This is a genomic window from Enterobacter sp. BIGb0383, from assembly GCF_003751845.1.
Lineage (GTDB): Bacteria > Pseudomonadota > Gammaproteobacteria > Enterobacterales > Enterobacteriaceae > BIGb0383.
In genome coordinates, this window is the sequence record NZ_RJKQ01000001.1 from 1,673,673 (window position 1) to 1,698,385 (window position 24,713).

The window sequence follows — 24,713 nt, forward strand, 5'->3', positions numbered from 1 at the left end:
GCGATGTAAATCAGGTTCAGGAACCCATACGGTAGTTCGGGGACTCTTTGGTGATGGTCACGTCATGGACGTGGCTTTCCTGGATGCCCGCACCGCTGATGCGTACAAATTCCGCTTTAGTACGCAGCTCGTCGATAGTACCACAGCCGGTCAGGCCCATACAGGAACGCAGGCCGCCCATCTGCTGATGGATGATCTCTTTCAGGCGGCCTTTATAGGCTACGCGACCTTCGATACCTTCCGGCACCAGCTTGTCAGCGGCGTTATCGGTCTGGAAGTAACGGTCGGAGGAGCCTTTAGACATCGCGCCCAGCGAGCCCATACCACGGTAGGACTTGTAGGAACGGCCCTGGAACAGTTCGATTTCACCCGGAGACTCTTCGGTACCGGCCAGCATAGAGCCCACCATCACCACGCTCGCACCGGCGGCAATCGCTTTAGCGATATCGCCGGAGAAACGGATGCCGCCGTCGGCGATAACCGGGATCCCGGTGCCTTCCAGCGCTTCAACCGCGTCAGACACGGCGGTGATCTGTGGAACGCCCACGCCGGTGACGATACGGGTGGTACAGATGGAGCCAGGACCGATACCCACTTTCACCGCGCTGCAGCCCGCTTCCGCCAGGGCACGCGCACCAGCGCCGGTTGCGACGTTGCCGCCGATGATCTGCAGGTCAGGATATTTAGCGCGGGTATCACGAATACGCTGCAGAACGCCTTCAGAGTGGCCGTGAGAGGAGTCGATCAGCAGAACGTCAACGCCTGCGGCAACCAGGGCGTCAACGCGCTCTTCGTTACCGGCTCCGGCACCGACTGCCGCACCGACGCGCAGACGACCATGCTCATCTTTACAGGCGTTCGGTTTACGTTCGGCTTTCTGGAAGTCTTTAACGGTGATCATGCCGATCAGGTGGAAGCTATCGTCCACAACCAGCGCTTTCTCAACGCGTTTTTCGTGCATCTTTGCGAATACCGCATCGCGGGCTTCGCCTTCACGGACGGTCACCAGACGCTCTTTCGGGGTCATATAGACGGTGACAGGCTGGCTCAGGTCGGTCACGAAACGCACGTCACGGCCGGTGATGATACCGACCAGTTCGTTGTCCGCGGTCACTACCGGGTAACCGGCAAAGCCGTTACGTTCGGTCAGCTCTTTCACTTCACGCAGGGTGGTGGTCGGCAGCACGGACTGCGGGTCAGTGACCACGCCAGACTCGTGTTTCTTCACGCGGCGAACTTCTTCCGCCTGGCGCTCGATGGACATATTTTTGTGAATAAAGCCAATGCCGCCTTCCTGCGCCAGCGCAATCGCCAGACGCGCTTCGGTCACGGTGTCCATAGCTGCAGACAGCATAGGAATGTTCAGGCGAATGGTTTTGGTCAGCTGAGTGCCGAGGTCGGCAGTGTTCGGCAGAACGGTAGAGTGAGCGGGAACAAGGAGAACGTCGTCAAACGTCAGTGCTTCTTTAGCGATACGTAGCATGGCAATATCTCAACCTGGGGGTTAGTGAGAACAGATAAAATATTGCCGTGGCATTATACAGAACGAAACCGATTGCTTCCATACCTTTTTTGAGAAAAAACTTGCGATCGCCCTTCAGCAGGGTACTATCGACTGATTAACCTGCTGATTTAGAATTTGATCCAGCTCACATGTTACCTTCTCAGACCAACGCAATTTTTACCGTTAGCCGCCTGAATCAGACGGTTCGCCTGCTGCTGGAACGCGAAATGGGCCAGGTGTGGATCAGCGGGGAAATCTCCAACTTTACCCAGCCCGCTTCCGGTCACTGGTACTTCACCTTAAAAGACGATACGGCCCAGGTGCGCTGCGCGATGTTCCGCAACAGCAACCGCCGGGTGACGTTCCGTCCGCAGCACGGTCAGCAGGTGCTGGTTCGCGCCAGTATCACGATGTACGAGCCACGCGGCGAATACCAGATTATCGTCGAAAGCATGCAGCCTGCGGGCGAAGGGCTTTTACAGCAGAAGTATGAGCTGCTGAAAAGCAAGCTGGCCGCCGAAGGGCTGTTCGATCAGGCGCTGAAAAAGCCGCTGCCCTCCCCGGCCCGCTGCGTCGGCGTGGTGACCTCCAAAACCGGGGCCGCCCTGCACGATATTCTCCAGGTCCTGAAACGCCGCGATCCTTCTCTGCCGGTGGTAATTTACCCGACGACGGTTCAGGGCGATGATGCGCCAGGGCAGATTGTCCGGGCGATTGCGCTGGCGAATGCCCGTCAGGAGTGCGACGTGTTAATCGTCGGTCGCGGCGGCGGATCGCTGGAAGATTTATGGAGTTTTAACGACGAGCGCGTGGCGCGGGCCATCTTCGGCAGTCAGATCCCGGTAGTCAGCGCCGTCGGCCATGAAACGGACGTGACCATTGCCGATTTCGTTGCCGACCTGCGTGCCCCGACGCCGTCTGCCGCTGCGGAAGTGATCAGCCGTAACCAGCTCGAACTTCAGCGCCAGATTCAGGCCGCTCGCCAGCGGCTGGAGATGGCGATGGATTACTACCTTGCCAGCGGTAACCGCCGCTTTAGTCTGCTGCACCATCGTCTGCAACAGCAGCATCCGCAGCTGCGGCTGGCACGCCAGCAAACCCAGCTCGACCGCCTGCAACAGCGTCTGCGCCAGCAAATGGATAGCCGCTTAAAGCAGGCCGCGCAGCGTCAGCAGCGTATGGAGCAGCGTCTTTCTCAGCAAAGTCCGCAGCCGCGTATTCATCGGATGCAGACCCATCTTCGCCAGCTGGAATACCGGATGACGCAGATGATGCAGGCGCAGCTCGGTCAGGTCCGGGAACGTTTTTCAAATCAGGTGGCCCATCTGGAAGCCGTCAGCCCGCTGGCGACGCTGGCCCGTGGCTATAGCGTGACCACCGCCTCTGATGGTCAGCTACTGCGTAAGGCCCGACAGGTGAAAAGCGGCGACACGCTGACCACCCGTCTTGCCGATGGTCTGGTGGAAAGCGAAGTGAAAAGTATCACGCCGGTGCGTAAAGCCCGGGCGCGTAAAACCGACTAATCCCGCCGCCCGGATCGCCCGGACTCGCTATACTTAAGCTGTTCTTTTTCTGCACGGACCCGTGCCCGACTAAGGAGAGCCGCATGAACAACAGAACCTGTCCCGGCGTTATCCCGCCCTATATTCTGCGCCGTATCATCGACCACGGCAGCGAGCTACAGCAGCGCTGCGCGCGCCAGACCCTGACCCATGTCCAGACCCTGATGGCCCACAGCCACGGCAAGCGTGCCGTGCCTCATGCCGCCGCACCCGGCCAGCTCACCCGTGATATCTACGATGCGCAGCAAAAAGAGACGCTGCCAGGCGTTCAGGTGCGCTACGAAGGTCTGTCTTCCAACGGCGATATCGCCGTGGACGAAGCCTGGGACTATCTCGGCATTACGCATGATTTTTTCTGGAAGAACTGGCAGCGTGACTCGCTGGATAACGAAGGTATGGTGCTGACCGGCACCGTTCATTACGGCCATGAGTATCAGAATGCGTTCTGGAACGGCGAGCAAATGGTTTTCGGCGATGGCGACGGGGAGATTTTTAACCGCTTTACCATCGCTATCGACGTGGTGGCCCACGAGCTCAGCCACGGCGTAACAGAAACGGAAGCCGGACTTATCTACTTTGAACAGTCCGGCGCGCTGAATGAATCCCTGTCGGATGTCTTCGGCGCGCTGGTTAAGCAATATCAGAAGCAACAAACGGCGGACCAGGCCGACTGGCTGATCGGCGAAGGGCTACTGGCGGAGGGCATCAACGGCAAGGGGCTGCGCTCGATGTCAGAACCCGGAACTGCCTACGACGATCCCCTGCTCGGTAAAGACCCACAGCCAGGCCATATGAAAGACTTTATCAAAACGCGTGAAGACAATGGCGGCGTGCATCTTAATTCCGGAATCCCTAACCGGGCATTTTATCTGGCCGCGACGGCGATCGGCGGCTACGCCTGGGAAAAGGCCGGCTATGCCTGGTACGATACGGTGTGCGATAGCAACCTCGCACAGAATGCAGATTTTGCGGCTTTTGCAAAACTGACAGTCGTCCACGGAGAGAAACGCGCCGGTAGCGCGGTCGCAGCGGCCATAAAACACGCCTGGGAACAGGTGGGAGTACTGTGAATGCAGATCCCGGAACTGACAGATGACGCCGTTGTAGAGCTGGCCCGGGAAGGCGGCGTCGCCTTTTTTCCAAAGCTGAGCGGCCTGCGCACAATTACGCTGTCGTCACTCAGCGAAACGCAGCGCCAGCGCGTGGTGAACATACTGGAGCAAGCCTTCCCGCGCGGTCAGCCGCCGGGAGAACCCTCCTCACCGGGTCGCGGTGACCAGCGTTATTTTCGCATCCAGATTATCCGGACGCGGCATAATCAGGCGCAATACGCCGATATTATTGTGCTGGTCCCTGAGCAGGAAGCGCCAGAGTCGCTGGTTGAGCTGTGGCAAAAAGGTGAAGGCTGCGTGTGCGATTAAGCCCCAGCCAGAACAAACTCCACGCGTTTTTTCGAGATCAGCCCGTGGCCGTTCCGGCAAAAATAGTCCACCGCGCCACAGGCTTTTAAAACCTCCAGCGGCTTATGGCACTCCGGGCAGTATGCCTCTAAGGGAATATCTTTATTGCAGCTGTCGCAGTGCGCGATACCGTTTTGCGGCTCCAGCGCTGCGTGGCAACCCGGACAGTTAATCGACATGGACTCTCCCGTAACCTTTGCCGGGGCACAGTAATGGCCCCGGCAAACGGCAGTGTTATCAGGCTTCAGAAGCCGGTTTAGTCTGCACATTTTCCAGCATACGACGCACCGGAACAATAAGAACAGCCAGTACCGCCGCACAAATCAGCAGCGCGATGGAGCAACGTTCGAAGAGTGCCGGCAGCATATCCAGCTGATCGGCCTTCACATGGCCCCCAATCAGGCCCGCCGCCAGGTTACCCAGGGCGCTGGCACAGAACCACAGTCCCATCATCTGCCCACGCATTCTTTCCGGTGCCAGCACGGTCATGGTCGCCAGACCAATCGGGCTCAGACACAGCTCGCCCAGCGTCAGCATCAGAATACTGCCCACCAGCCAGAACGGAGACACGCCTGCCCCACCGTTGTTCAGCACGTTCTGCGCGGCCAGCATCATCAGGCCAAAGCCCGCCGCGGCACAGAGGATACCGATAACAAACTTGGTGATGCTGCCCGGACGCACATTTTTGCGAGCGAGTGCCGGCCATGCCCAGCTAAATACCGGCGCCAGCAGAATAATAAACAGGGCGTTGATGGACTGGAACCATACCGCCGGGATCTCGAAATCCCCAATCATGCGGTTAGTGTAGTCGTTGGCAAACAGGTTGAACGAGGTTGGCTTCTGCTCAAAGGCGGACCAGAAGAACGCGGCAGCAACCAGCAGAATAAAGCAGACCAGCAGTCTGGCGCGCTCTTTGCGGTTCAGGCCTGCGAACAGGAACAGGTAGATAAAGTACAGCGCCACGGATGCCGCAATCACATACACCAGCGCGCTGGCCACGGCGACCGGGTTAATCACAATCACACCCTGCGCAATCAGGGTCACGATAACCGCGACACCCACGGCCAGCGCCAGCAGCCATGCACCCACGCCATTGCGTTTCACCACCGGGCTGTTCCAGGTGGAGTCCAGGCCGACTTCGCTGTCATAGCGCTTCATCGACGGAACTGCGAACATGCGGAAGATGATCAGCGCCACCAGCATCCCGATACCGCCGATACCAAAGCCCCAGTGCCAGCCGTGAGATTTAATCAGCCAGCCGGAAATCAGCGGCGCAATAAACGACCCCATGTTGATGCCCATATAGAACAGCGAGAAACCGCCGTCACGACGCGCATCGCCTTTTTTATACAGCGTACCGACCATAACCGAGATACAGGTCTTGAACAGACCAGAGCCGAGCACGATAAACATCAGGCCGATAAAGAACAGGTTACTGCCCATAAAGGCCGAGAGCGCAATCGACAGGTGGCCGAGCGCAATCAGAATCGAACCGTACCAGACGGCTTTCTGCTGGCCGAGCCAGTTATCCGCCAGCCACCCACCCGGCAGCGCGGCGAGGTACATGGTACCGGCAAAGATACCGACAATGGCCGAGGCGTTTTCACGCGCCAGCCCCATTCCGCCGTCATAGACGGTGGCGGCCATAAACAGGATCAGTAACGGGCGAATGCCATAAAACGAGAAACGCTCCCACATTTCGGTAAAGAACAGCGAACCGAGCGGATAAGGATGGCCGAAGAAAGTTCGGCTCTCTTTGTGATTAACAGAGGATTGCATAATTCTCCCGAAGAGGTATGTGTCGTGTTGGTAAACACCGGCATGTACGCCGATCGGTTATGTATCCGATCGATTTTTTACATGCGGTAAAAAATAATTAACCATTTGATAACCATGCACTAGTTTTGTCTAGTACCCACCCCCGAACTTTAAGATTAAAGTTCGATGATTGTCTACTTTTCTGGATTTATAAGTGGTTAAAAGTGAATAGTGATTGACTTCACACAGAGAGCGCAGGCGGTCTCTGTTTAATATTCCCACTTAAATAACAATGATAATTATTTGCATTTGATGTGATAAATTCAATTCGCTCATGTTGAGACTTTGTTTTTCATGGCGGAAAAGGAGACTCAGCATCAATACAATTTATGGAGATACGATGAGAAGACATTCATTCCGTTCGGTACTGTTGGCCTCCACCATTGCGATGTCAACCGCCACGGCGGCATACGCCGATAGCCAATGGGAAGCCGCCTCCACGACGTTTCCTGGCAGTATCCGCGCCGGGTCACGGGAAGTGCCTGTTAAGCCCGGAGACAAAACCACTATAGCGATTAAGAACCTTCAGGCGGGCACGACCGTCACCATGCTGAATGGCACTGAAGTTCTGACCCCTCAGCCACTGACCGCCGACGGGAAGGGAAATCTCGCCATTCCGCTGACCGTTCCGGCCGATGCCGCGACAGGCCTGCATCCACTCACCGTGATCACCAAAAATCCCGCCAGCGTTTCGCAGGTGATGTTGAAATTGTCCAGCATTGTTCCTGCGCAAAACGCAGAGGCTTACAGCCTGCAAAAAAAATCCGTCGGCGAGCGGGCGTATCAGTCGGCAGTGTCGAATGACGGGAAGCTGTTTGTGACCTCTGCACGCGGTCCGAAGGATGGCAGCCGCCTGATGAGACTGAACGCCGGAACCCTGGCTGTCGAAGCCGAGGCCGAGCTGCCTAAAGACAAAAAGGGTGAGCAGATTGGTGTCTTCGGCGTCGGTATCGACAATGCCCATGGTCAGGTCTGGACGACCAACACCCTGGCCGAGACGGTGACCGTCTATGACGCAAAAACGCTTGCCGTGGTGAAAGTCTTCCCGGAGGGTTCGGTCGCGCATCCACGCGATGTGATTATCGATGAAGCTAACAATCGGGCCTATGTCAGCGCAGCGCTGACCGGTTTTGTCGAAGTGTATGACACAAAAACACTTGAACACGTCGGCCAACTGGAGTTCGTGGTAGAGCGTGGCAAAAACCTGTTTAACAGCACCGATCTTGCCCTCGACAGTGCCGGAGGGAAACTCTATAGCGTCAGCCGCGATACCCCATGGGTAGGCTGGATCGATCTCAAAACGGGCAAGAGCACGACGGTAAAAGTACCTGAGGCGCAAGGCGCGACCGACATCGCTCGCGATCCGGCGACTGGCCGCCTGTATGTCGCGTCACAGGAGACAAACAATGTCGTGGTTCTTGATAAGAATGGCAAGGTTCTCGCGGATACCTACATCGGTGCCGGGGGCGTTTCTGTGGTCTGGGATACGGTGACGTCGCACGCTTTCGCCGCCACGCGCGCAGGCGGAACCGTTGCGGTTCTGGACAAGGACGGTAAATTGATTGCCAATATCCCGATGGATGATACGCCTAACCACCTGGCCGTCGCGCCGGATGGTGCCGTGTATCTGGTGTCTATGTATGGCACAGTCGGCGATAAGGCTCAAACCGGCTCGGTGACGAAAATCACCCCAAGCAAATAACGACACGAGTCCAATAAAAAAGCCCGCAATGCAATTGCGGGCTTTTTTCATTTAGCTAAGCAATAATTCGCGCTGAATGATTACTTGCCTTTCTTAATATGCTTAATCAAACGCTTACGCTTACGCATCTGGTTCGGCGTCAGGGTGTTACGCTTGTTGGCAAACGGGTTATCCCCTTCCTTAAACTGGATGCGGATAGGCGTACCCATCACGTCCAGCGATTTACGGAAGTAGTTCATCAGATAGCGTTTGTAGGAGTCAGGCAGGTCTTTCACCTGGTTGCCGTGGATCACCACAATCGGCGGGTTGTAGCCACCGGCGTGAGCATATTTCAGCTTCACGCGGCGTCCGCGTACCAGCGGCGGCTGATGGTCTTCAGCGGCCATGGTCATAATACGGGTCAGCATGGCGGTGCTGACGCGGCGGGTGGAGCTGTCGTAGGCTTCACGCACGGATTCGAACAGGTTACCTACGCCGCTGCCGTGCAGCGCGGAGATAAAGTGCACGCGGGCAAAGTCGATAAAGCCCAGACGGAAGTCCAGGGTCTCTTTCACCTGCTCACGCACTTCCTGCGACAGACCGTCCCACTTGTTGACCACGATCACCAGTGAGCGCCCACTATTCAGGATAAAGCCGAGCAGCGAGAGGTCCTGATCGGAGATACCTTCGCGAGCGTCGATCACCAGCAGCACCACGTTGGCGTCTTCAATCGCCTGCAGGGTTTTGATCACCGAGAATTTTTCGACCACGTCGGTAATTTTGCCGCGCTTACGCACGCCGGCGGTATCGATCAGGATGAATTCACGCTCGTCGCGTTCCATCGGGATATAGATACTGTCGCGGGTGGTGCCGGGCATATCGTAGACCACCACGCGCTCTTCGCCGAGGATACGGTTAGTGAGCGTGGACTTACCAACGTTCGGACGACCGACAATCGCCAGCTTGATCGGCAGATCCTGCGGGTTGAAGTCGTCTTCCGGCTCTTCAATTTCTTCACCGTTTTGCGCGGCTTCGAACTGGGCCCAGTACTCCGCTTCTTCATCCACCTCTTCCGGCGGATTGATCTCGTCAACGAACGGCACCAGGACCTGCTCAAGCAGGGAGGTCACGCCGCGGCCGTGAGAGGCAGCAATTGCGTGGATCTCACCCATACCCAGCGCGTAGAAATCCACTACCGCCTGATCCGGGTCGATGCCATCGGTTTTGTTCGCCACCAGGAAGGTCGGCTTCTGACGCGAGCGCAGGTGCTTCGCAATGCCTTCATCCGCCGGCATCAGGCCAGCGCGGGCATCGACCATAAAGAGCACGACGTCAGCTTCTTCAATCGCCAGCAGCGACTGTTCCGCCATCCGCGTTTCCACGCCGTCTTCGGTTCCGTCGATACCGCCGGTATCGATACAGATAAACTCACGTCCTTCTACTTCGGCACGACCATACTTACGGTCACGCGTCAGCCCCGGAAAATCCGCAACCAGCGCATCCCGCGTACGTGTCAAACGGTTAAAGAGCGTGGATTTTCCAACATTAGGGCGCCCGACAAGCGCGACCACAGGTACCATGTTTAAAGCCTCTTTCAAAATTTCATTACACAACGCCGCCGTTTTGCGCCGTTGTTAAAAACAGGAAAACGGCTCCTGTCGAACAGGAGCCGTTTTTCACCGCTAACGACCGCCCGAATTAACGGGTAATCGCGTACAGCGTGCCGTCTTTGGCCTGGATAAACAGTTTGCCATCCGCCACGACCGGCTCGGTCTGCAGACCGGAGCTGTCAATTTTCTGCTGAGCCACAAAATGACCGTCGCTGAGGTTAATCCAGTGCAGGTAGCCTTCGCTATCACCCACCACGATATAACCATTATACAGCGCCGGGCTGGTCAGGCCACGATGAAGCAGATCGCTCTGCGTCCACAGGGTAATGCCACCCTCAGTGCTCAGCGCCAGTACGCGGTCGGTCTGGTCAACCATATAGATACGGTCGCCGTCGATCACGAAATCATTGACCGAGCCGAGCTCACGTTTCCACATCACCTGGCCGGAGCGCAGATCCAGCGCCGTCAGGTTGCCGTTGTACGCCAGGGCGTAAACGACGCCGTTGGAAACGATCGGCGTGGTATCTACATCGCTCAGACGGTCGATTTCAGTTGCACCGGTTGCCTGGGAGATACGCTGTTGCCAGATCATCTGCCCCTGCTCCATCAGCACTGCGCTGACGCGACCGTTATCGCCACCGACCACTGCCGCGCCAAAGGCGACGGCCGGCGCGGACTCACCGCGCAGGGACAGGGACGGCATATCCAGGTTAACGGTCCACTTCACGGCACCGTCGGTTTCGTTCAGCGCCTGCAGCTGGCCGTTACTGGTGTGAATCAGCACCATGCCGTCGCTGACGACCGGACGGGACAGCGCTTCACCGGCCACGCGGGTCTGCCAGGCAACGGTACCGTCGCTGGTGTTCAGCGCATAAACCTGTGCTTTCTCGCTGCCCACGTAAACGTGGCCGCCAGCAACGGTCAGGCCGCCGGAGAGCAGCGCCGGGCTGGTAGAGAACCAGCCGGATTTCTCGGCCAGGCTAACGGACCAGACTTCTTTCCCGTCGTCGGCGTTAACCGCTTTCACTTTACCGTGACGATCCGCAGCATAGACAACGTTGTCCGCCCATGCCGGATGCAGGTTTGAATAGAAATCACCGATTCCGTTACCGACAGAGGTGCTCCAGGCGGTGGACGGCGTGAATTCATTGGTCACCGTCGGTAACGGTGACATCTTGACCACATCTTCTTCGCCACTAAACAGGGAGCATCCACTTAATAAGGTGACAGAAAGCAGCCCTGGCAGAAGTAATTTACGCAATTGCATCGGGTCCCTCTCAGATGGACAAATTATTCATTTTCATGCGCATCATTTCGCTCAGCGCGGGCGATGCATCGCTTTTCACACCGGCTTCCCAGGCCGCACGAGCGCCCTGTTTGTCGCCTTTGCTTAACAGGATTTCACCGCGCAGGTCGGCAACGATGGCCGCCCAGGCTTCACCCTTGATACCTTCCAGGGATTTCAGCGCCGCGTCAGCCTGCTTTAACTGCAGCTGAACACGCGCCAGGCGCAGATTGATCACCGCCTGCAGATTGGTATCCTGCGCCGCAGCGAGGCCCTGCTGGAGCTGAGTCACCGCTTTATCCAGCTCGTTTTTATCAACGAACTGCTGCGCCAGCTCCAGTGACGCAAATGCGCCATAGGTGTTTTTATTGTCCGCAGCAAACTTCTGTGCGGCAGTCAGGGATTCAGGCTTATCAGCGCTCAGCGTGGAAACGGCACGCTGATAAGACAGTGAAGCCGCACTGGCTGCATCGGCCTGATGGCTGGTCCAGTAGCGCCAGCCCAGCAGTCCGCCAATACCTAAAACAACCCCAACGACCAGCGCCTTGCCGTTTTCAGCAAGGAAACGCTTCAGTGCACCAACCTGGTCGTTTTCGTTTTCGTAGATTTCCACGCAGTCCTTCTCCTTAACGATAATGCCCGGGGAATTAGCCCAGAAGTGTGCGCAAATGCGCGGCAACGCTATCCTGCGTCACGGTAGTCTGCTCACCTGAGCGCAAATCCTTCACCACCACGTTGCGGTCAGCCATTTCCGACTCGCCCAGTACCAGCGCGAGGGTTGCTCCCCACTTGTCGGCACGAGCAAACTGCTTCTTAAAGTTGCCGCCGCCGTGGTTGGTCATCAGCTTAACGCCGGGTAACGCATCACGGATCTGCTCCGCCAGCTGCATCGCTGCAGACTGGGTATCAGTCCCGGAGGCTACCAGGTATATATCGACAACGGAATCGGCTTTAAATTCCGGATTAACTGCCTGAACTAACAAAACAAGTCGTTCGAGGCCCATGGCAAAGCCAACCGCCGGCGTGGCGCGGCCACCCAGCTGCTCTACCAGGCCGTCGTAACGGCCGCCCGCGCAGACGGTGCCCTGCGAGCCGAGGCTGCGGGTAACCCATTCGAAAACGGTGCGGTTGTAGTAATCGAGACCGCGTACCAGACGCTGGTTCACGGTATAGGCGATACCCGCCGCGTCCAGCAGAGCGCAAAGGCCTGCAAAGTGCTCACGGGAATCATCGTCAAGATAGTCGCCCAACGCCGGTGCGTCATTCAGCAGCGCCTGCACATCCGGATTCTTGGAATCCAGCACGCGCAGCGGATTGCTGTACATACGGCGTTTGCAGTCTTCATCCAGCACGTCGATATGCTGTTCGAGGAAGGCCACCAGCGCATCGCGATAGTTAGCACGCGCCTCAAGAGAACCGATAGAGTTCAGCTCCAGGCTGACGTGCTCAGAGATGCCCAGCGCACGCCACCAGCGGGCGGTCAGCATAATCAGTTCGGCGTCGATATCCGGGCCCTGCAGGCCAAAGACTTCCGCACCCAGCTGATGGAACTGGCGGTAGCGGCCTTTTTGCGGACGCTCATGACGGAACATCGGCCCGATATACCACAGCCGCTGCTCCTGATTGTACAGAAGACCATGCTCGATGCCGGCGCGTACGCAGCCCGCCGTACCTTCAGGACGCAGAGTCAGGCTATCGCCGTTGCGGTCCTCAAAGGTGTACATCTCTTTTTCAACCACGTCGGTCACTTCGCCGATCGCGCGTTTGAATAACGGGGTCTGCTCTACAATCGGCAAACGAATTTCGCTGTAACCGTAGCTGCCGAGCACCTGTTTGAGTGTGCCTTCAATGCGCTGCCAGATGGCGGTTTCGCCAGGCAGATAATCGTTCATGCCACGGATGGCTTGAATGTTCTTTGCCACGTTTATTCTCTTTCTGTATATAAAAATAGACCCACAGGGCAATATCCCCTGCGGGTTCAATCATACACGGGAAGCCAGCCGCTTCCCAGTCAGGTTATTTTTCCACTTGCTGGATATCAATACGACGCGTTTCATCCAGCATACTGGCCTTGGCGCGAATACGCGCTTCGAGCTGGGTGATCATGTCGTTGTTATCCAGTCGATCCCGGCGCACGCCGTCTTCATACAGACCGCTTTTCTTATTGCCGCCGGTCACGCCAAGCGTGGAGACCAGCGCTTCACCCGGTCCGTTTACCACGCAGCCGATAATGGAAACATCCATCGGCGTAATGATATCTTCCAGGCGCTGCTCAAGGGCGTTGACCGTCCCGATCACGTCGAACTCCTGACGGGAACAGGTCGGGCAGGCAATAAAGTTGATGCCGCGGGCGCGAATACGCAGGGACTTCAGAATATCGAAGCCCACTTTGATCTCTTCGACAGGATCCGCCGCCAGAGAGACGCGCAGCGTATCGCCAATGCCTTCAGACAGCAGCAGACCCAGACCAATCGCCGACTTCACCGACCCACTGCGTAAGCCACCGGCCTCGGTGATCCCGAGATGCAGCGGCTGATCGATCTTCGCCGCCAGCAGACGATAGGATTCAACGGCGAGGAACACATCCGATGCCTTGACGCTGACTTTGAACTGATCGAAGTTAAGCCTGTCCAGATGATCCACATGACGCATCGCCGATTCGATCAGCGCCTGCGGCGTAGGCTCGCCGTACTTTTCCTGCAGATCTTTTTCCAGCGAACCGGCGTTCACGCCGATACGAATAGGAATATTGTTATCGCGGGCGCAGTCCACCACCTGGCGAATACGCTCTTCGCTGCCGATATTACCGGGGTTGATGCGCAGGCAGTCTACGCCGTATTCGGCAACTTTCAGCGCGATACGGTAGTCAAAGTGAATATCCGCAACCAGCGGAACGTCCACCTGCTGCTTGATCAGTTTGAAGGCTTCCGCCGCATCCATGGTGGGAACCGAAACGCGGACGATATCTGCGCCTACGCGCTCCAGCGCTTTGATTTGATTAACCGTCGCAGCCACGTCCGTGGTGCGCGTGTTGGTCATTGACTGTACGGCGATAGGGGCGCCATCGCCGATCGGCACATTGCCAACGTAAATGCGTTTCGACTTTCTACGTTGAACAGGAGCCTGGTTATGCATGAAAACTCTCCCGCGTTACCCGTCTGTTACTGTGCCGCTGATTGTTCGGCATTCAGGGTCAGACGCGCAACCTGGTTATTTCTGATAAAACGACTCAGATCGACAGGTTTACCCTGGAATTGGATCTGTACTGCGGACGGCGCACCAATTTTCAGTCGGTAAGGCGCCTGACCTGCTAAGTTCAACGTCGCGCCGCTACGCTGTATCCCGCTGAACAACTTTTTTCCACTACCGTCGGTCACTTCAAGCCAGCAGTCGGCGGAGAAGTTCATCACCAGCGCGTTAGCGTCTGCGGCAGGCGCAGAAACACCGGCCTCTGCGGTCGGCAGAGGTGCTTCAGTTGTTGGTGTCGTCGCCGCAGGGGCAACGGTTTCCACGTTCGCCTGCGAAGGTGAAACCACGGTATTGTTCTGGGTGTTTGCCGTTGCCGCAGGCGCGGCTTCAGGTGCCGGCGCTGCCGCCGGTGCCTGCAAAGGGACGCTCACCGCGTTATCGGCTGCAGGTGCTGCAGAACCGGTATCCAGCGGGACGCTCTGACCTTCGGTGACGGTTTGCTCAGCGGAAGAGTGGTCCGCCATGCTGGTGATCTCTGCCTGCTGCGCCTTGTGGTTTTGCCACCACCATGCGCCGGTCAGGCCGATAACGACGATCAGCACCAGCCAGGTGAAGCTCATTAACCAGCCGTCGCGCTTTTTGCGCTGTTTACCTAACGCATACCCGTGGTTCAGAGTGACTTTCGCCGCTCTGGCCGGAACCTGCTGTTCGATCATCGGCAGCAGTTCTTCTTCAGGGATATGCACCAGACGGGCATAAGAACGGATATAGCCGCGCAGGAAGGTGCTCGCCAGTTCGTTAGGATTTTTATCCTCTTCGATATCGCGAACGGTGGAAACCTTCAGGCACAGGCGTTCTGCAACGGCCTGCTGGCTTAATCCTAATTGCTCACGGGCATTACGCAGACGAACGCCAGTGGTATGTTTTTCGTGCTGATCGTGGGTGGCTTCTGTATTCATTCGCTACAACTGCTGATACGTGAAAAATTAGGTTCAGGCGCCGGTCTGTCGCACTCCCCACCCGCGCCGGGAAATTCTGTCTGTAACACTCAGACGTACAGTATAACAACGCCCGGGCCACTGATGACAGAACAGCTTATGCGCAAGCGCTAAGCTGCTGTTGTATCGTTACATACTGCCTTAAAGTCGGGTCAAACGCACAGTAATAATTATGACTATCAGTGTGTTTCGCCGAATTATTCAACATCTTTACACGACAGAACGCATTCTGCGCGTTCCGTCGTGTTTTTTTTCATCAAACGGCCTTCACCGCGATAGGCTCACCCTGTGCGCGTTTACGCATAGTACGGCGCGTACGGTCGATAACATCGCCCGCCAGCTGGCCGCAGGCCGCATCGATATCATCGCCACGCGTTTTACGCACGATGGTGGTGAAACCATAGCTCATCAGCACCTTACAAAAACGGTCGATGCGGCTATTGGAGCTACGGCCATACGGCGCGCCCGGGAAGGGGTTCCATGGGATCAGGTTGATCTTACACGGCGTATCCTTCAGCAGTTCGGCCAGCTCATGCGCATGCTCGGTTCCGTCGTTGACGTGATCCAGCATAACGTACTCGATGGTGACGCGCCCCTGGTTAGCGTTGGACTTGCCAATATAGCCGCGTACCGAGTTGAGGAAGGTTTCGATATTGTACTTTTTGTTAATCGGTACAATTTCGTCACGAATCGTGTCGTTTGGCGCATGAAGGGAAATCGCCAGCGCAACGTCGATCATGTCGCCCAGCTTATCCAGCGCGGGCACAACGCCCGAGGTGGACAGGGTCACGCGACGTTTGGACAGGCCAAAACCGAAATCGTCGAGCATGATTTCCATCGCCGGCACGACGTTGGTCAGGTTGAGCAGCGGCTCGCCCATGCCCATCATTACCACGTTGGTGATCGGACGCGTGCCGGTGACGCGGGCAGCGCCGATGATTTTCGCCGCACGCCACACCTGGCCGATAATCTCGGACACGCGCAGGTTACGGTTAAAGCCCTGCTGCGCCGTGGAGCAGAATTTGCACTCCAGCGCACAGCCGACCTGGGAGGAGACGCACAGGGTGGCGCGGTCATCTTCAGGGATATAAACGGTTTCAACACGCTGATCGCCTACCGCAATGGCCCACTTAATGGTGCCATCGGAGGAGCGTTGCTCTTCGACGACTTCCGGCGCGCGGATTTCCGCGACGGCTTTTAGTTTGTTGCGCAGGACTTTGTTGATGTCGGTCATATCATCAAAGTCATCGCTGCAATAGTGATACATCCACTTCATCACCTGGTCGGCGCGGAAGGGTTTTTCACCTAAGTCTTTGAAAAACTCGCGCATCTGCTGACGATTTAGATCCAGCAGGTTAATCTTTTCATCTTTAGTAGCAACTACCGGGATGGCAGTATCAGGCGTGACAATCTGTTCAGACATAGTTGTATTCCGGCCTCGTTGTTACACGTTATGGCCTCTGAAGGGTTAAAAAGAAACGCCCCGGTAGCGGTATGCTCATCCGGGGCGTCGCATTGTACAAATTCTGGCGTACAGATGCCACGTCTGCACGTGGCATTGATCAAATAAAAGTGTAAAGCGAATTAACGGGTACGCGGGCAGACTTCGTTCTCAGCGAAGAAGTATGCGATTTCGCGGGCTGCGGATTCAACGGAATCAGAGCCGTGGGTGCCGTTTTCGGTCAGGCTGTCGGCGTAATCGGCGCGCAGGGTACCCGCCAGGGCGTTAGCCGGGTTGGTGGCACCGAGGATTTCACGGTGGCGACGCACGGCATCTTCACCTTCCAGCGCGGTCACAACGATCGGACCGGACGTCATAAACTCAACCAGACCTGCGAAGAACGGCTTACCGTCGTGCTCGGCATAGAAGCCCTGCGCCTGCTCGGCGGTCAGGTGCAGCATTTTGGTGCCGACGATTTTCAGCCCTGCGGTTTCAAAACGCGCAAAAATGCTGCCAACAACGTTTTTGGCGACCGCGTTCGGTTTAATGATGGAGAAAGTACGTTCAATAGCCATGATGACCTCTGTCTGTTGTTCTGTTATAGCGCTTACGCGGCCTGAATCTGGCGCGGATTATAATGAGCAAAGTGTCCCTTGCCTATGGATGGAGATAACATTTCTTTAAAATAAGACTATTTTTAGCAACATCATCACAATCCAGACAAAAACCCGGTTACTGCACGGTAAAACTCACCGCTACCGTTTGTCCAGCCTCATCCATCACCAGCAGCTGATAATCTCCCGACCTGTCCAGGGTGACGGTCAGGTTTTGCGCGCCGCTGGCGTCCGGCTCGCCGTTGATAAACCACCAGCGTCGCCCTTCCCCGCCGCGTGCCACCAGCGGCAGGGAAACCGCATCCTGGCCCGGCAAACGTTTGATTACCGCGCCGTCGCGAATCCCCGAGAGCAGCAGCGGGGACGGATCGTGACTCTCCGGCGGCGGGCAGGAAGCCGATGCGGGAGGCAGCCTTGCCCCTGCACGCTCGCCTGCGGGCAGCCAGGGCTCCAGCGGGCGAGGCCAAAGCAGGAGCGTGCTTTCCCGCGCGTCGGGACAATCCGCCGCAACCCGCTGTCCCTGCGCATCCAGCCAGAGGGGAAGACGAATACCGTTAATACTCTGCTGTTCCGGGAGCTGTAGCGTCGGCGGCTGGCCGCTGTCCAGAATCCAGGTCGCCAGACGGCGGCGGCAGTTACTGTCGCCCGCCGCCAGGGTCTGTCCGCCTGGCCAGCAGATCGTCGCCCGACTGACCGACGCAGGACGCGGATCGACCGGCAGCCCGGATCGCCCACTCCGGTCCTGGGAAAGCAGCTGATTATTCACCTGGTTCAGGACCGGTATGGCGCTGGCAAAACCAAACTGCCCGGCAACCGGCGTCCCGTCGGGGCGACCGGTCCAGACGCCAATCACATAGCGGGCGTTGACCCCGATGGCCCAGGCGTCGCGATAGCCGTAGCTGGTACCGGTTTTCCACGCCAGCGGCACCGTTTTGGGTAGCGCATCGTCCGGCAGCGGCTGCGCGCCATTGGCCAGAATACGGCGGATAATCCAGGCCGATCCCGGTGAAAGCAACGGACGTTCCACCACTTTATCTTCCGGCGTCATCCGCAGTTTTGCCGCCTTGCCGTGACGCGCCAGCGCGGCGTAGGCCGACACCAGATCGCTCAGCCTTGCGCCCGCGCCACCGAGGATCAGGGATAAATTGGGTTCGGCACCTTCCGGCAGATAGAGCGGTAGCCCGGCATTGCGCAGCTGGGCCGCAAAACGTTTTGGCCCATAGGCTTCCAGCACCTGCACGGCAGGCAGGTTAAGGGATCGCACCAGCGCATCGCTCATGCTGACCGGGCCGTGAAAACCGCTGTCAAAGTTACCGGGGCGATAATCCCCGGCCAGGCGCGGCACATCCTGCAGGAGCGAAGCCGGATGGATCAGCCCTTCGTCCAGCGCCATCCCATAAACAAAGGGTTTGAGGACCGATCCCGGCGAGCGAATGGCGTTGACCATATCCACGTGACCAAAGCGGCTGTTGTCGGCAATATCCGCCGAGCCCACCCAGGCCCGGACCGACATATCCTGGTGATCGACCACCAGGATCGCCAGCGAGCTGCGAGGCGGAAGTCGGCCCTTCCAGTTAAGCGCCAGCTCTTCGAGCTGCCGCTGCAGAGGCGCATCGAGGGTGGTGGTGATTTTGTCTCCGGCCTGCCGGTTAGCCATCATGCGCGCAAACAGCGGCGCCAGCTGCGGCATCTGGCGCGGGAACAGCCAGACCGGCTCTTCCTGCGCTTCTTTGACCACCTGCGCCGACCAGACGCCCTGACTCAACATGCGCTCCAGGACTTTATCGCGTGCGGCCTGGGCCCGCGTCGGCCAGCGGTCCGGGCGTAAGCGACTCGGCGCCTGAGGCAGCACCGCCAGCAGCGCGGCTTCAGCATGGCTTAGCTGCGCCGGGGGTTTTCCGAGCCAGGCCCAGCTGGCCGCCCCAATCCCCTGCAGCGTGCCGCCGAAGGGAGCGCGATTCAGATACAGGGTGAGGATTTCACGTTTGGAGAGATGCCACTCCAGCTGCAATGCCCGCCAGAGCTGGCGGATCTTGCCGCCGAAGGTGCGCGGATGAGGGTCGAGCAGGCGGGCAACCTGCATGGTGAGCGTACTGCCGCCGGAGATCACCCGCCCGGAGGTCAGGTCCTGCCAGGCGGCGCGCAGGATCGAGAGCGGGTTAACGCCAGGATGCTGCCAGAACCAGCGATCTTCATACTGGATCAGCGCCTCAAGGTAGCGCGGCGAAACGTCTTCAATGGTAACGGGATAGCGCCAGACGCCCTGAGCATCGGCAAAGCGCCACAGAGGCGTGCCATCGCTGGCGACCACGACTCGCGCCCCTTTCACCTCCTGCAGCGGTAGCGGCCAGAGGCGATCGGCAGCCAGCACGGCCAGCCACAGCAGTAAAAGAAACCCCGCCAGCCAGCGCCAGCGGGGTTTTTGCCAGGTCACAAACCGCATCTTACGGCGTAACGATTAGCGGCCCATTGGCCGCACCGGTCGCCCGCCACTGCGGAACATACATGGATTCAACCTGCGGGACCGGTACCTGATAGGTTCCCGGCGTCACGGCACGCGCCAGATAAACCAGCGTCACCGGCTGATAAGCGCTCACCGCCACCGCCGCAACAAAGCGGTCATCGCGGAATTCGATATGCTGAATATCGGCCTGCTGCATCTGGCTCAGCAGCTCCTGGACCGACTGGGCGCTCTCTTCCAGGCTGGCACTACTGCTGGCCAGATTCTGGTTTTCCAGCTCAAGCCCGGCAGGCAGAAGATCGACCACCAGCGCATCCGGCACATTCTGTCGGGCTTTCACCAGCAGCCTGACCAGTACCAGCTCGCCGCTGCGCAGGGAAGAGAGTGAAGCCACCCGCCCTTCGCTATTGAGATACTGGCGTTCAATCTGCAGAACGTTGCCTCCCGGCTGTGGCGCAGACTGCGGATAACCGCTGGTATCCACGCGCAGCCACACGGGCTTATTACCGGTGTTAACGATCTGCAGGTCCGCCAGTTGCTCTGAGGTCAGGTTGCGGGTCTGCGATTTGTCTCCGCTCAGCGCCTGCGCGTCGAGAGAAGTCTGCACCTGCCAGTCGCCCGGCATATCCTGCAGATTACGACCGGCCAGGAACAGCGCGTTACTTTCCTGTGTGGAGAGCCAGCGCTGACCGTAGGCCAGTTCGGACAGGGTTCCCAGCAGGCTGTTCCGCGTCTCCGGCAGGAGTTTATTCTCTTCCAGCAGGGAGAGCATCAGGGCATTGTCGCGAAGGCTGCTGCCGTAATCGGCCATCCAGCGGGAATTGTCATTACGCGAGGTGGTCAGGGCCAGCTGCAGCGCCTGTTCACTGCGCGGCGCGTCACCCATGTTTTTCAGCGCAATGCCAAGCTGCATCAGCGGCAGACCGGCGCGGGCCTGACGATGACGCTCCCAGATTTCACGCAGGGCACCGAGCGGCGCTTTCTGCTGACGAGACAGCACCAGCCCGGCATAGGCCTGCACCGCAAAGCGGCTGGCCTGGGCGTCATCGCTGTAGCGAATCGACATCAGACCCGGCTCCTGCAGATAGCGCAGCAGGCGGTTGTTGCCTTTATTCAGCGCTTCGGCAGGCACGCTGTAGCCCTGCTCACCGGCACGCACCAGGAAATCCATCACGTAGGCCGTCAGCCAGTACTCTTCCGGACCGCTCTTATCCCACAGGCCAAATCCGCCGTCGTCGCGCTGCATCTGCAGCAGGCGTGCGATCCCGGTATCGATGGCAGCGCGGCGTTTATCGTCCGTGTCGCCCACAATACCCAGCGTCCGCAGCTGGGCGGCATTGGTGTAGAGCGACGGGAACAGCCCGCTGGTGGTCTGCTCAAGGCAGCCGTAAGGATAGGCTTTCAGCTCTCGAATATAGCGGGCCAGGTTTAACGGCGGCTTACCGCTCAACAGCAGCTGTCCCTCTAAGGTCACCGGGGAGAAGTTGCTGAGCGTTTCTGCCGGCAGATGCCAGCTTTCACCCGGCTGGATCATGGCGCCGGTGTTCACGGTCTGCGCCGGGAACGCCGGACGCACGCCGAGCAGCCACTGTTTACGCTCCGGCGGGAAGGTTTCACCCGGCAGCTGCAGCCCGGCTATCGCGGCGGTAATCTGTCCGTCGCCGTAGCCCTCCTGCGCCCTCACCGGCACAAACAGCGTCGCACGCGCACCCGGGGCCAGATTTACCGGCTCCGGCTGTGAGCCCAACAGGGTGAGCATGCCGCTGGCGGCCAGCTGCACATTCATGGTTTGCGGGCGGTCGGTCAGGTTGGTGATATCCAGGGTCAGACGGGTGCTGTCGCCACCGGCCAGGAAACGCGGCCTGTTCAGTTCAACCACCACCGGTGCGGCAACGGTCACTTTGCTTTCTGCACTGCCAAAGGTTTCGTCGGTCCAGGCCTGGGCCATCACCCGCAGCTCGCCGTTGAAGTCACCAATCGGCAGCGCGATCTCGCCTTCGCCATTTTCATCCAGCACCACGGGCTGAGCCTGCTGCGCCACAATCGTGACGTGATTAACCGGCGGTTTACCGCCGCGATTCAGCTCATCACCGTCGCCGCCGAAGCGCAGCGCGGCCAGACGGCCCTGGCCTTCAATCACCTGGCCGTAGATATCATAAATATCTGCACCGTAGCGTTTCTGGCCGAAGAAGCCCTTCCACGGATCCGGCGTGACATAGTCGGTAATATTCAGTACGCCGCTGTCGACGGCCGAGATCAGAACATTGACCTTTTCCGGCGTCTCACCGGTTTTCGACTCCGCTTTGATCTTCACTTTTAGCGGCTGGTTAGGACGCATTTTCTGCGGCGCGTCGAGGGTCATCGTCAGACGACGGTTTTCATCGCCCAGCGGCAGATGAAGCAGCCCGACCGACCGTTTCGGCGTGGCGGAGCGGGATTTATCTCCAGGGCGCACCACCAGCGTGCTCAGGTAGAGATCGTGGCGATTCCAGGCTTTATCCACCGGAATGCTCAGCTCCATCCCCTCGGCCGGGACGTCAATTTCCTGCCACCACAGCGGCCCGTCGCTGGATTCGACCATCGCATAGCCTTTACCGGCCGTCGGCGCGTCAATACGCAGTTTAATGGTGTCGCCCGGTCGGTAGGCCGGTTTGTCCAGCTTCATGGTCACGCGGTCCGGTCGCACCGTGCCGCTGCCTTCGCTGTTATCCTGCCAGCTGTAGCCCGCCCAGAAGCGCACGCTGCTGATGGTGTTGTCCGGGGTTTTCACCTCCAGACGGTAAGAGCCCCAGTCCACCGGGAAGTCGACTTTAGCGGTTTCACCCGCTTTCAGATCCAGGGACTGTTCCGCTTCAACCAGCTCTTTTTGATCGTACTGAGAGAGCCAGCCTTCGCTTTCTGACCAGTTCCAGAAGTAGTCGCGTCGCTCGCGGATCAGCCTGACCTGCAGGCCCGAGACGGCCTTTTTATTGCCCTCTGCGTCGGCATAAACGATGTCAAAACCGGCGCTGCTGCCTTCATCCACCATCGGCTGGTTGGCCGTGGTATCCGTACGGTAGTCATACACGGCCTTGCTGGCAAACTGCGGACGAATCCCCGCCAGCGCCGCTGCGGGCCAGATAGCCTGTTCCGCACGGCGCGTCACCGGACGACCGGCAGACTCCAGCAGGCTGGCCTGCAGGATCACCTGCAGCGGAGAATGGCTCTCCTGCCACTGGCTGGACGTCGCCACCTGACCACGCCCTTCTTCATCCAGCGTCAGCTGCACTTCGTCCAGGCTGCGGGAGAGATTCTCTTCCGCCACGTCACCAAACTGGAAGCCCGGCAGCGCCTTCACCGCTTCACGCAGCGGACGGAGATACAGCTGACCCTGCAGGCTGTTGCCGCTGGCAGGCGCGCCGTAGAGATAGTAGCCGGTGACGTTAAAGGTCACGTCGTTTTTCGGGCTAATCGGCGTTTTTTGCACATCAAGATTCAGCGCCATCCGCTCCGGCATAAAGTCTTCGACGTGGAAATCCCAGTCGCGGGACTGGTTATCCCCGGTGATGGCGCGAATGTGCCACATTCCGGTCGGGGCTGACGCGTCCAGCGGCCAGTTAAACTGGTACAGGCCGTTAACCGATTTGCTGACCTGGGTGCGCACGACCTGACCATCCGGGCGCACGACTTCCAGGCGGATCGGCTGGTCGTCGAGCGGCTTGCCGTCGCTGTCGCGCAGCAGAGCGTTGAAAATCACCGTTTCGCCGGGACGATAGAGATCGCGGGGACCAAACATAAACAGCTGCTTGCTGTAGCCCGGCTCACCGGCAATCGCAAACTCCGCCAGATCCAGCGCCGGCAGTTTAAGATCCAGCAGCGTGGTCTGCCCGTCTTTACGCGCCAGCACCAGCGCCGCGTCTTTATCGGTTTTCAGAGTCGCATGGCCCTGGCCGTCGGTGGTGGCCTGATTCAGCGTCTGGCCGCGGGCGTTAAGCAGCAGCACTTCGATCCCGCTCTGAGCCGCGCCGTTTTCCAGGCTCTGGGTAAAGACGTCAAGACGGTCGTGATAGCGATGGAGGGAAAGGCCCAGATCGCTGAGGGTAAACAGCGTCGCCGCGTTGCTGTAAGCATACTGTCCGGCGGGGTTCATCACCGCCACGTAGACGCCGGTCTGCTGCAGCGGCTTGATATCCGCCAGCGGCAGCAGCAGTTTTTCGCGGGTATTGCGCGCGGGCTGCAGATCAAAACGGCCGGTATAGACCAGGTCGGCCATCTTCAGAAGATTGTCAGATTCCCAGTTGCTCAGGGAGCTGCGGTATTGCCACTGGCTGATAAAGGCCGCCAGCGATTCCGGCTTGATACGGAAGAAATTGACGTCAACGTGGTCGACGTTCAGCGCCATCACCGGCAGACCGGCCACCACTTTGCCCGGCAGCAGCGAGCCACGGCTGGCGAAGCCTACGCTGGGCTGTACGTCACGGGTGGTAATGCTTTTCTGGTAGTCGATCTCGAAGGTGGCTTTATTCAACGCGGCCAGGTCGCGATCGACCGACACAATCAGTTCCCGATTGGGTTCGAGATGACGCAGGCGCAGCTCTTTCAGATTAGGTGACAGTTCCCAGGCACCGTCAATCTTGCCGCTTTTTTTATCCACCGCATGTACCACGCGGGAAAAATCCTGATCGGGCTTGAGGGGAATGGAGAAGGTCAGCACCAGTGCGGCAGCGCCGTCCAGCTGCACTTCGGAGGCATCCAGCAGCGTCAGCGCCTTGCCTTCGCTTGCCGCAGTCAGTTTTGCCAGCGCGGCCGCATCGGGCTTCGCAGGCGCAGGCTGCGCCGCTGCGGGCTCGGCGGGTTTGGCTACCTGAGGCTTATCGTCATTATCACAGCCTGCAAGCGCAAATGCGGTCAACAGCGCACAGGTTAGCGCCACCTTTCGAAACGGTTTCATCCTTTAACCCCTCTGGCCCGAAAGCCTCTCAATTTAGTCGACCTATTATCATGCGGAACGCGGCGTTTTACCAACAGCCATAATTAGTCGCCTGTTACGCCGATCACACCGCTAAAGGTTACATGTAACTCTTACCGTCATCTGTTTTTAAAACAATCAG

At 58.4% G+C, this 24,713-nt stretch carries 17 protein-coding genes; 4 read left to right on the forward strand and 13 right to left on the reverse strand.

The window, feature by feature from the left end; genetic code table 11:
* Positions 1 to 16 precede the first annotated feature (16 nt).
* A complete protein-coding gene (gene guaB, locus EDF81_RS07965; protein WP_123347532.1) occupies positions 17 to 1,483 on the reverse strand; it encodes an IMP dehydrogenase in 1,467 nt (488 codons plus the stop codon).
* A gap of 170 nt (positions 1,484 to 1,653) precedes the next feature.
* Between guaB and xseA the strand changes: the two genes are divergently transcribed.
* The 3 genes from xseA (at position 1,654) to EDF81_RS07980 (ending at position 4,487) form a co-directional block, all read left to right on the forward strand.
* The gene (gene xseA, locus EDF81_RS07970; protein WP_123347533.1) at positions 1,654 to 3,027 is read left to right on the forward strand and encodes an exodeoxyribonuclease VII large subunit; all 1,374 of its coding nucleotides are present in this window, start codon (positions 1,654 to 1,656) and stop codon (positions 3,025 to 3,027) included.
* 83 nt (positions 3,028 to 3,110) lie between these two features.
* On the forward strand, positions 3,111 to 4,136 hold the full coding sequence (locus tag EDF81_RS07975; RefSeq protein WP_123347534.1) for a M4 family metallopeptidase: 1,026 nt from the start codon (positions 3,111 to 3,113) through the stop codon (positions 4,134 to 4,136).
* Positions 4,137 to 4,487, forward strand: a complete 351-nt coding sequence (locus tag EDF81_RS07980) for a protealysin inhibitor emfourin (protein ID WP_123347535.1) — start codon at positions 4,137 to 4,139, stop codon at positions 4,485 to 4,487.
* Here EDF81_RS07980 and EDF81_RS07985 read toward each other — a convergent pair.
* Both EDF81_RS07985 and EDF81_RS07990 read right to left on the reverse strand, forming a co-directional pair.
* Complete coding sequence (locus EDF81_RS07985; protein ID WP_123347536.1) at positions 4,484 to 4,705, reverse strand: zinc ribbon domain-containing protein; 222 nt, start codon at positions 4,703 to 4,705, stop codon at positions 4,484 to 4,486. The genes EDF81_RS07980 and EDF81_RS07985 overlap by 4 nt on opposite strands.
* 58 nt (positions 4,706 to 4,763) lie before the next feature.
* Positions 4,764 to 6,305 (reverse strand): peptide MFS transporter, encoded by a 1,542-nt coding sequence (locus EDF81_RS07990; RefSeq protein WP_123347537.1) that lies wholly within the window; start codon positions 6,303 to 6,305, stop codon positions 4,764 to 4,766.
* A gap of 379 nt (positions 6,306 to 6,684) precedes the next feature.
* Between EDF81_RS07990 and EDF81_RS07995 the strand changes: the two genes are divergently transcribed.
* Positions 6,685 to 8,046, forward strand: a complete 1,362-nt coding sequence (locus tag EDF81_RS07995; protein ID WP_123347538.1) for a YncE family protein — start codon at positions 6,685 to 6,687, stop codon at positions 8,044 to 8,046.
* 80 nt (positions 8,047 to 8,126) lie between these two features.
* Here EDF81_RS07995 and der read toward each other — a convergent pair whose 3' ends face one another.
* From der to EDF81_RS08045, 10 genes are all read right to left on the reverse strand, one after another.
* The gene (gene der / locus EDF81_RS08000) at positions 8,127 to 9,605 is read right to left on the reverse strand and encodes a ribosome biogenesis GTPase Der (protein WP_123347539.1); all 1,479 of its coding nucleotides are present in this window, start codon (positions 9,603 to 9,605) and stop codon (positions 8,127 to 8,129) included.
* Positions 9,606 to 9,723: 118 nt separating this feature from the next.
* Entirely contained in the window at positions 9,724 to 10,902 is a 1,179-nt protein-coding gene (gene bamB, locus EDF81_RS08005) for an outer membrane protein assembly factor BamB (RefSeq protein ID WP_123347540.1), read from the reverse strand.
* 10 nt (positions 10,903 to 10,912) lie between these two features.
* Positions 10,913 to 11,533 carry a YfgM family protein gene (locus EDF81_RS08010; protein ID WP_123347541.1) on the reverse strand — a complete coding sequence of 207 codons (621 nt, stop codon included), beginning with the start codon at positions 11,531 to 11,533 and terminating at the stop codon, positions 10,913 to 10,915.
* A 34-nt stretch (positions 11,534 to 11,567) separates the two neighbouring features.
* Entirely contained in the window at positions 11,568 to 12,842 is a 1,275-nt protein-coding gene (hisS, locus tag EDF81_RS08015; RefSeq protein ID WP_123347542.1) for a histidine--tRNA ligase, read from the reverse strand.
* 94 nt (positions 12,843 to 12,936) lie between these two features.
* Complete coding sequence (gene ispG / locus EDF81_RS08020; RefSeq protein WP_123347543.1) at positions 12,937 to 14,055, reverse strand: flavodoxin-dependent (E)-4-hydroxy-3-methylbut-2-enyl-diphosphate synthase; 1,119 nt, start codon at positions 14,053 to 14,055, stop codon at positions 12,937 to 12,939.
* Between the two features lie 26 nt (positions 14,056 to 14,081).
* A complete protein-coding gene (gene rodZ / locus EDF81_RS08025; protein ID WP_123347544.1) occupies positions 14,082 to 15,068 on the reverse strand; it encodes a cytoskeleton protein RodZ in 987 nt (328 codons plus the stop codon).
* A gap of 295 nt (positions 15,069 to 15,363) precedes the next feature.
* Entirely contained in the window at positions 15,364 to 16,530 is a 1,167-nt protein-coding gene (locus tag EDF81_RS08030; protein ID WP_123347545.1) for a bifunctional tRNA (adenosine(37)-C2)-methyltransferase TrmG/ribosomal RNA large subunit methyltransferase RlmN, read from the reverse strand.
* Between the two features lie 161 nt (positions 16,531 to 16,691).
* Positions 16,692 to 17,123 (reverse strand): nucleoside-diphosphate kinase, encoded by a 432-nt coding sequence (ndk, locus tag EDF81_RS08035; protein WP_123347546.1) that lies wholly within the window; start codon positions 17,121 to 17,123, stop codon positions 16,692 to 16,694.
* 157 nt (positions 17,124 to 17,280) lie between these two features.
* Positions 17,281 to 19,605 carry a peptidoglycan glycosyltransferase PbpC gene (gene pbpC / locus EDF81_RS08040; protein ID WP_123347547.1) on the reverse strand — a complete coding sequence of 775 codons (2,325 nt, stop codon included), beginning with the start codon at positions 19,603 to 19,605 and terminating at the stop codon, positions 17,281 to 17,283.
* 1 nt (position 19,606) lies between these two features.
* Complete coding sequence (locus EDF81_RS08045) at positions 19,607 to 24,553, reverse strand: alpha-2-macroglobulin (protein ID WP_123347548.1); 4,947 nt, start codon at positions 24,551 to 24,553, stop codon at positions 19,607 to 19,609.
* Positions 24,554 to 24,713 lie beyond the last annotated feature (160 nt).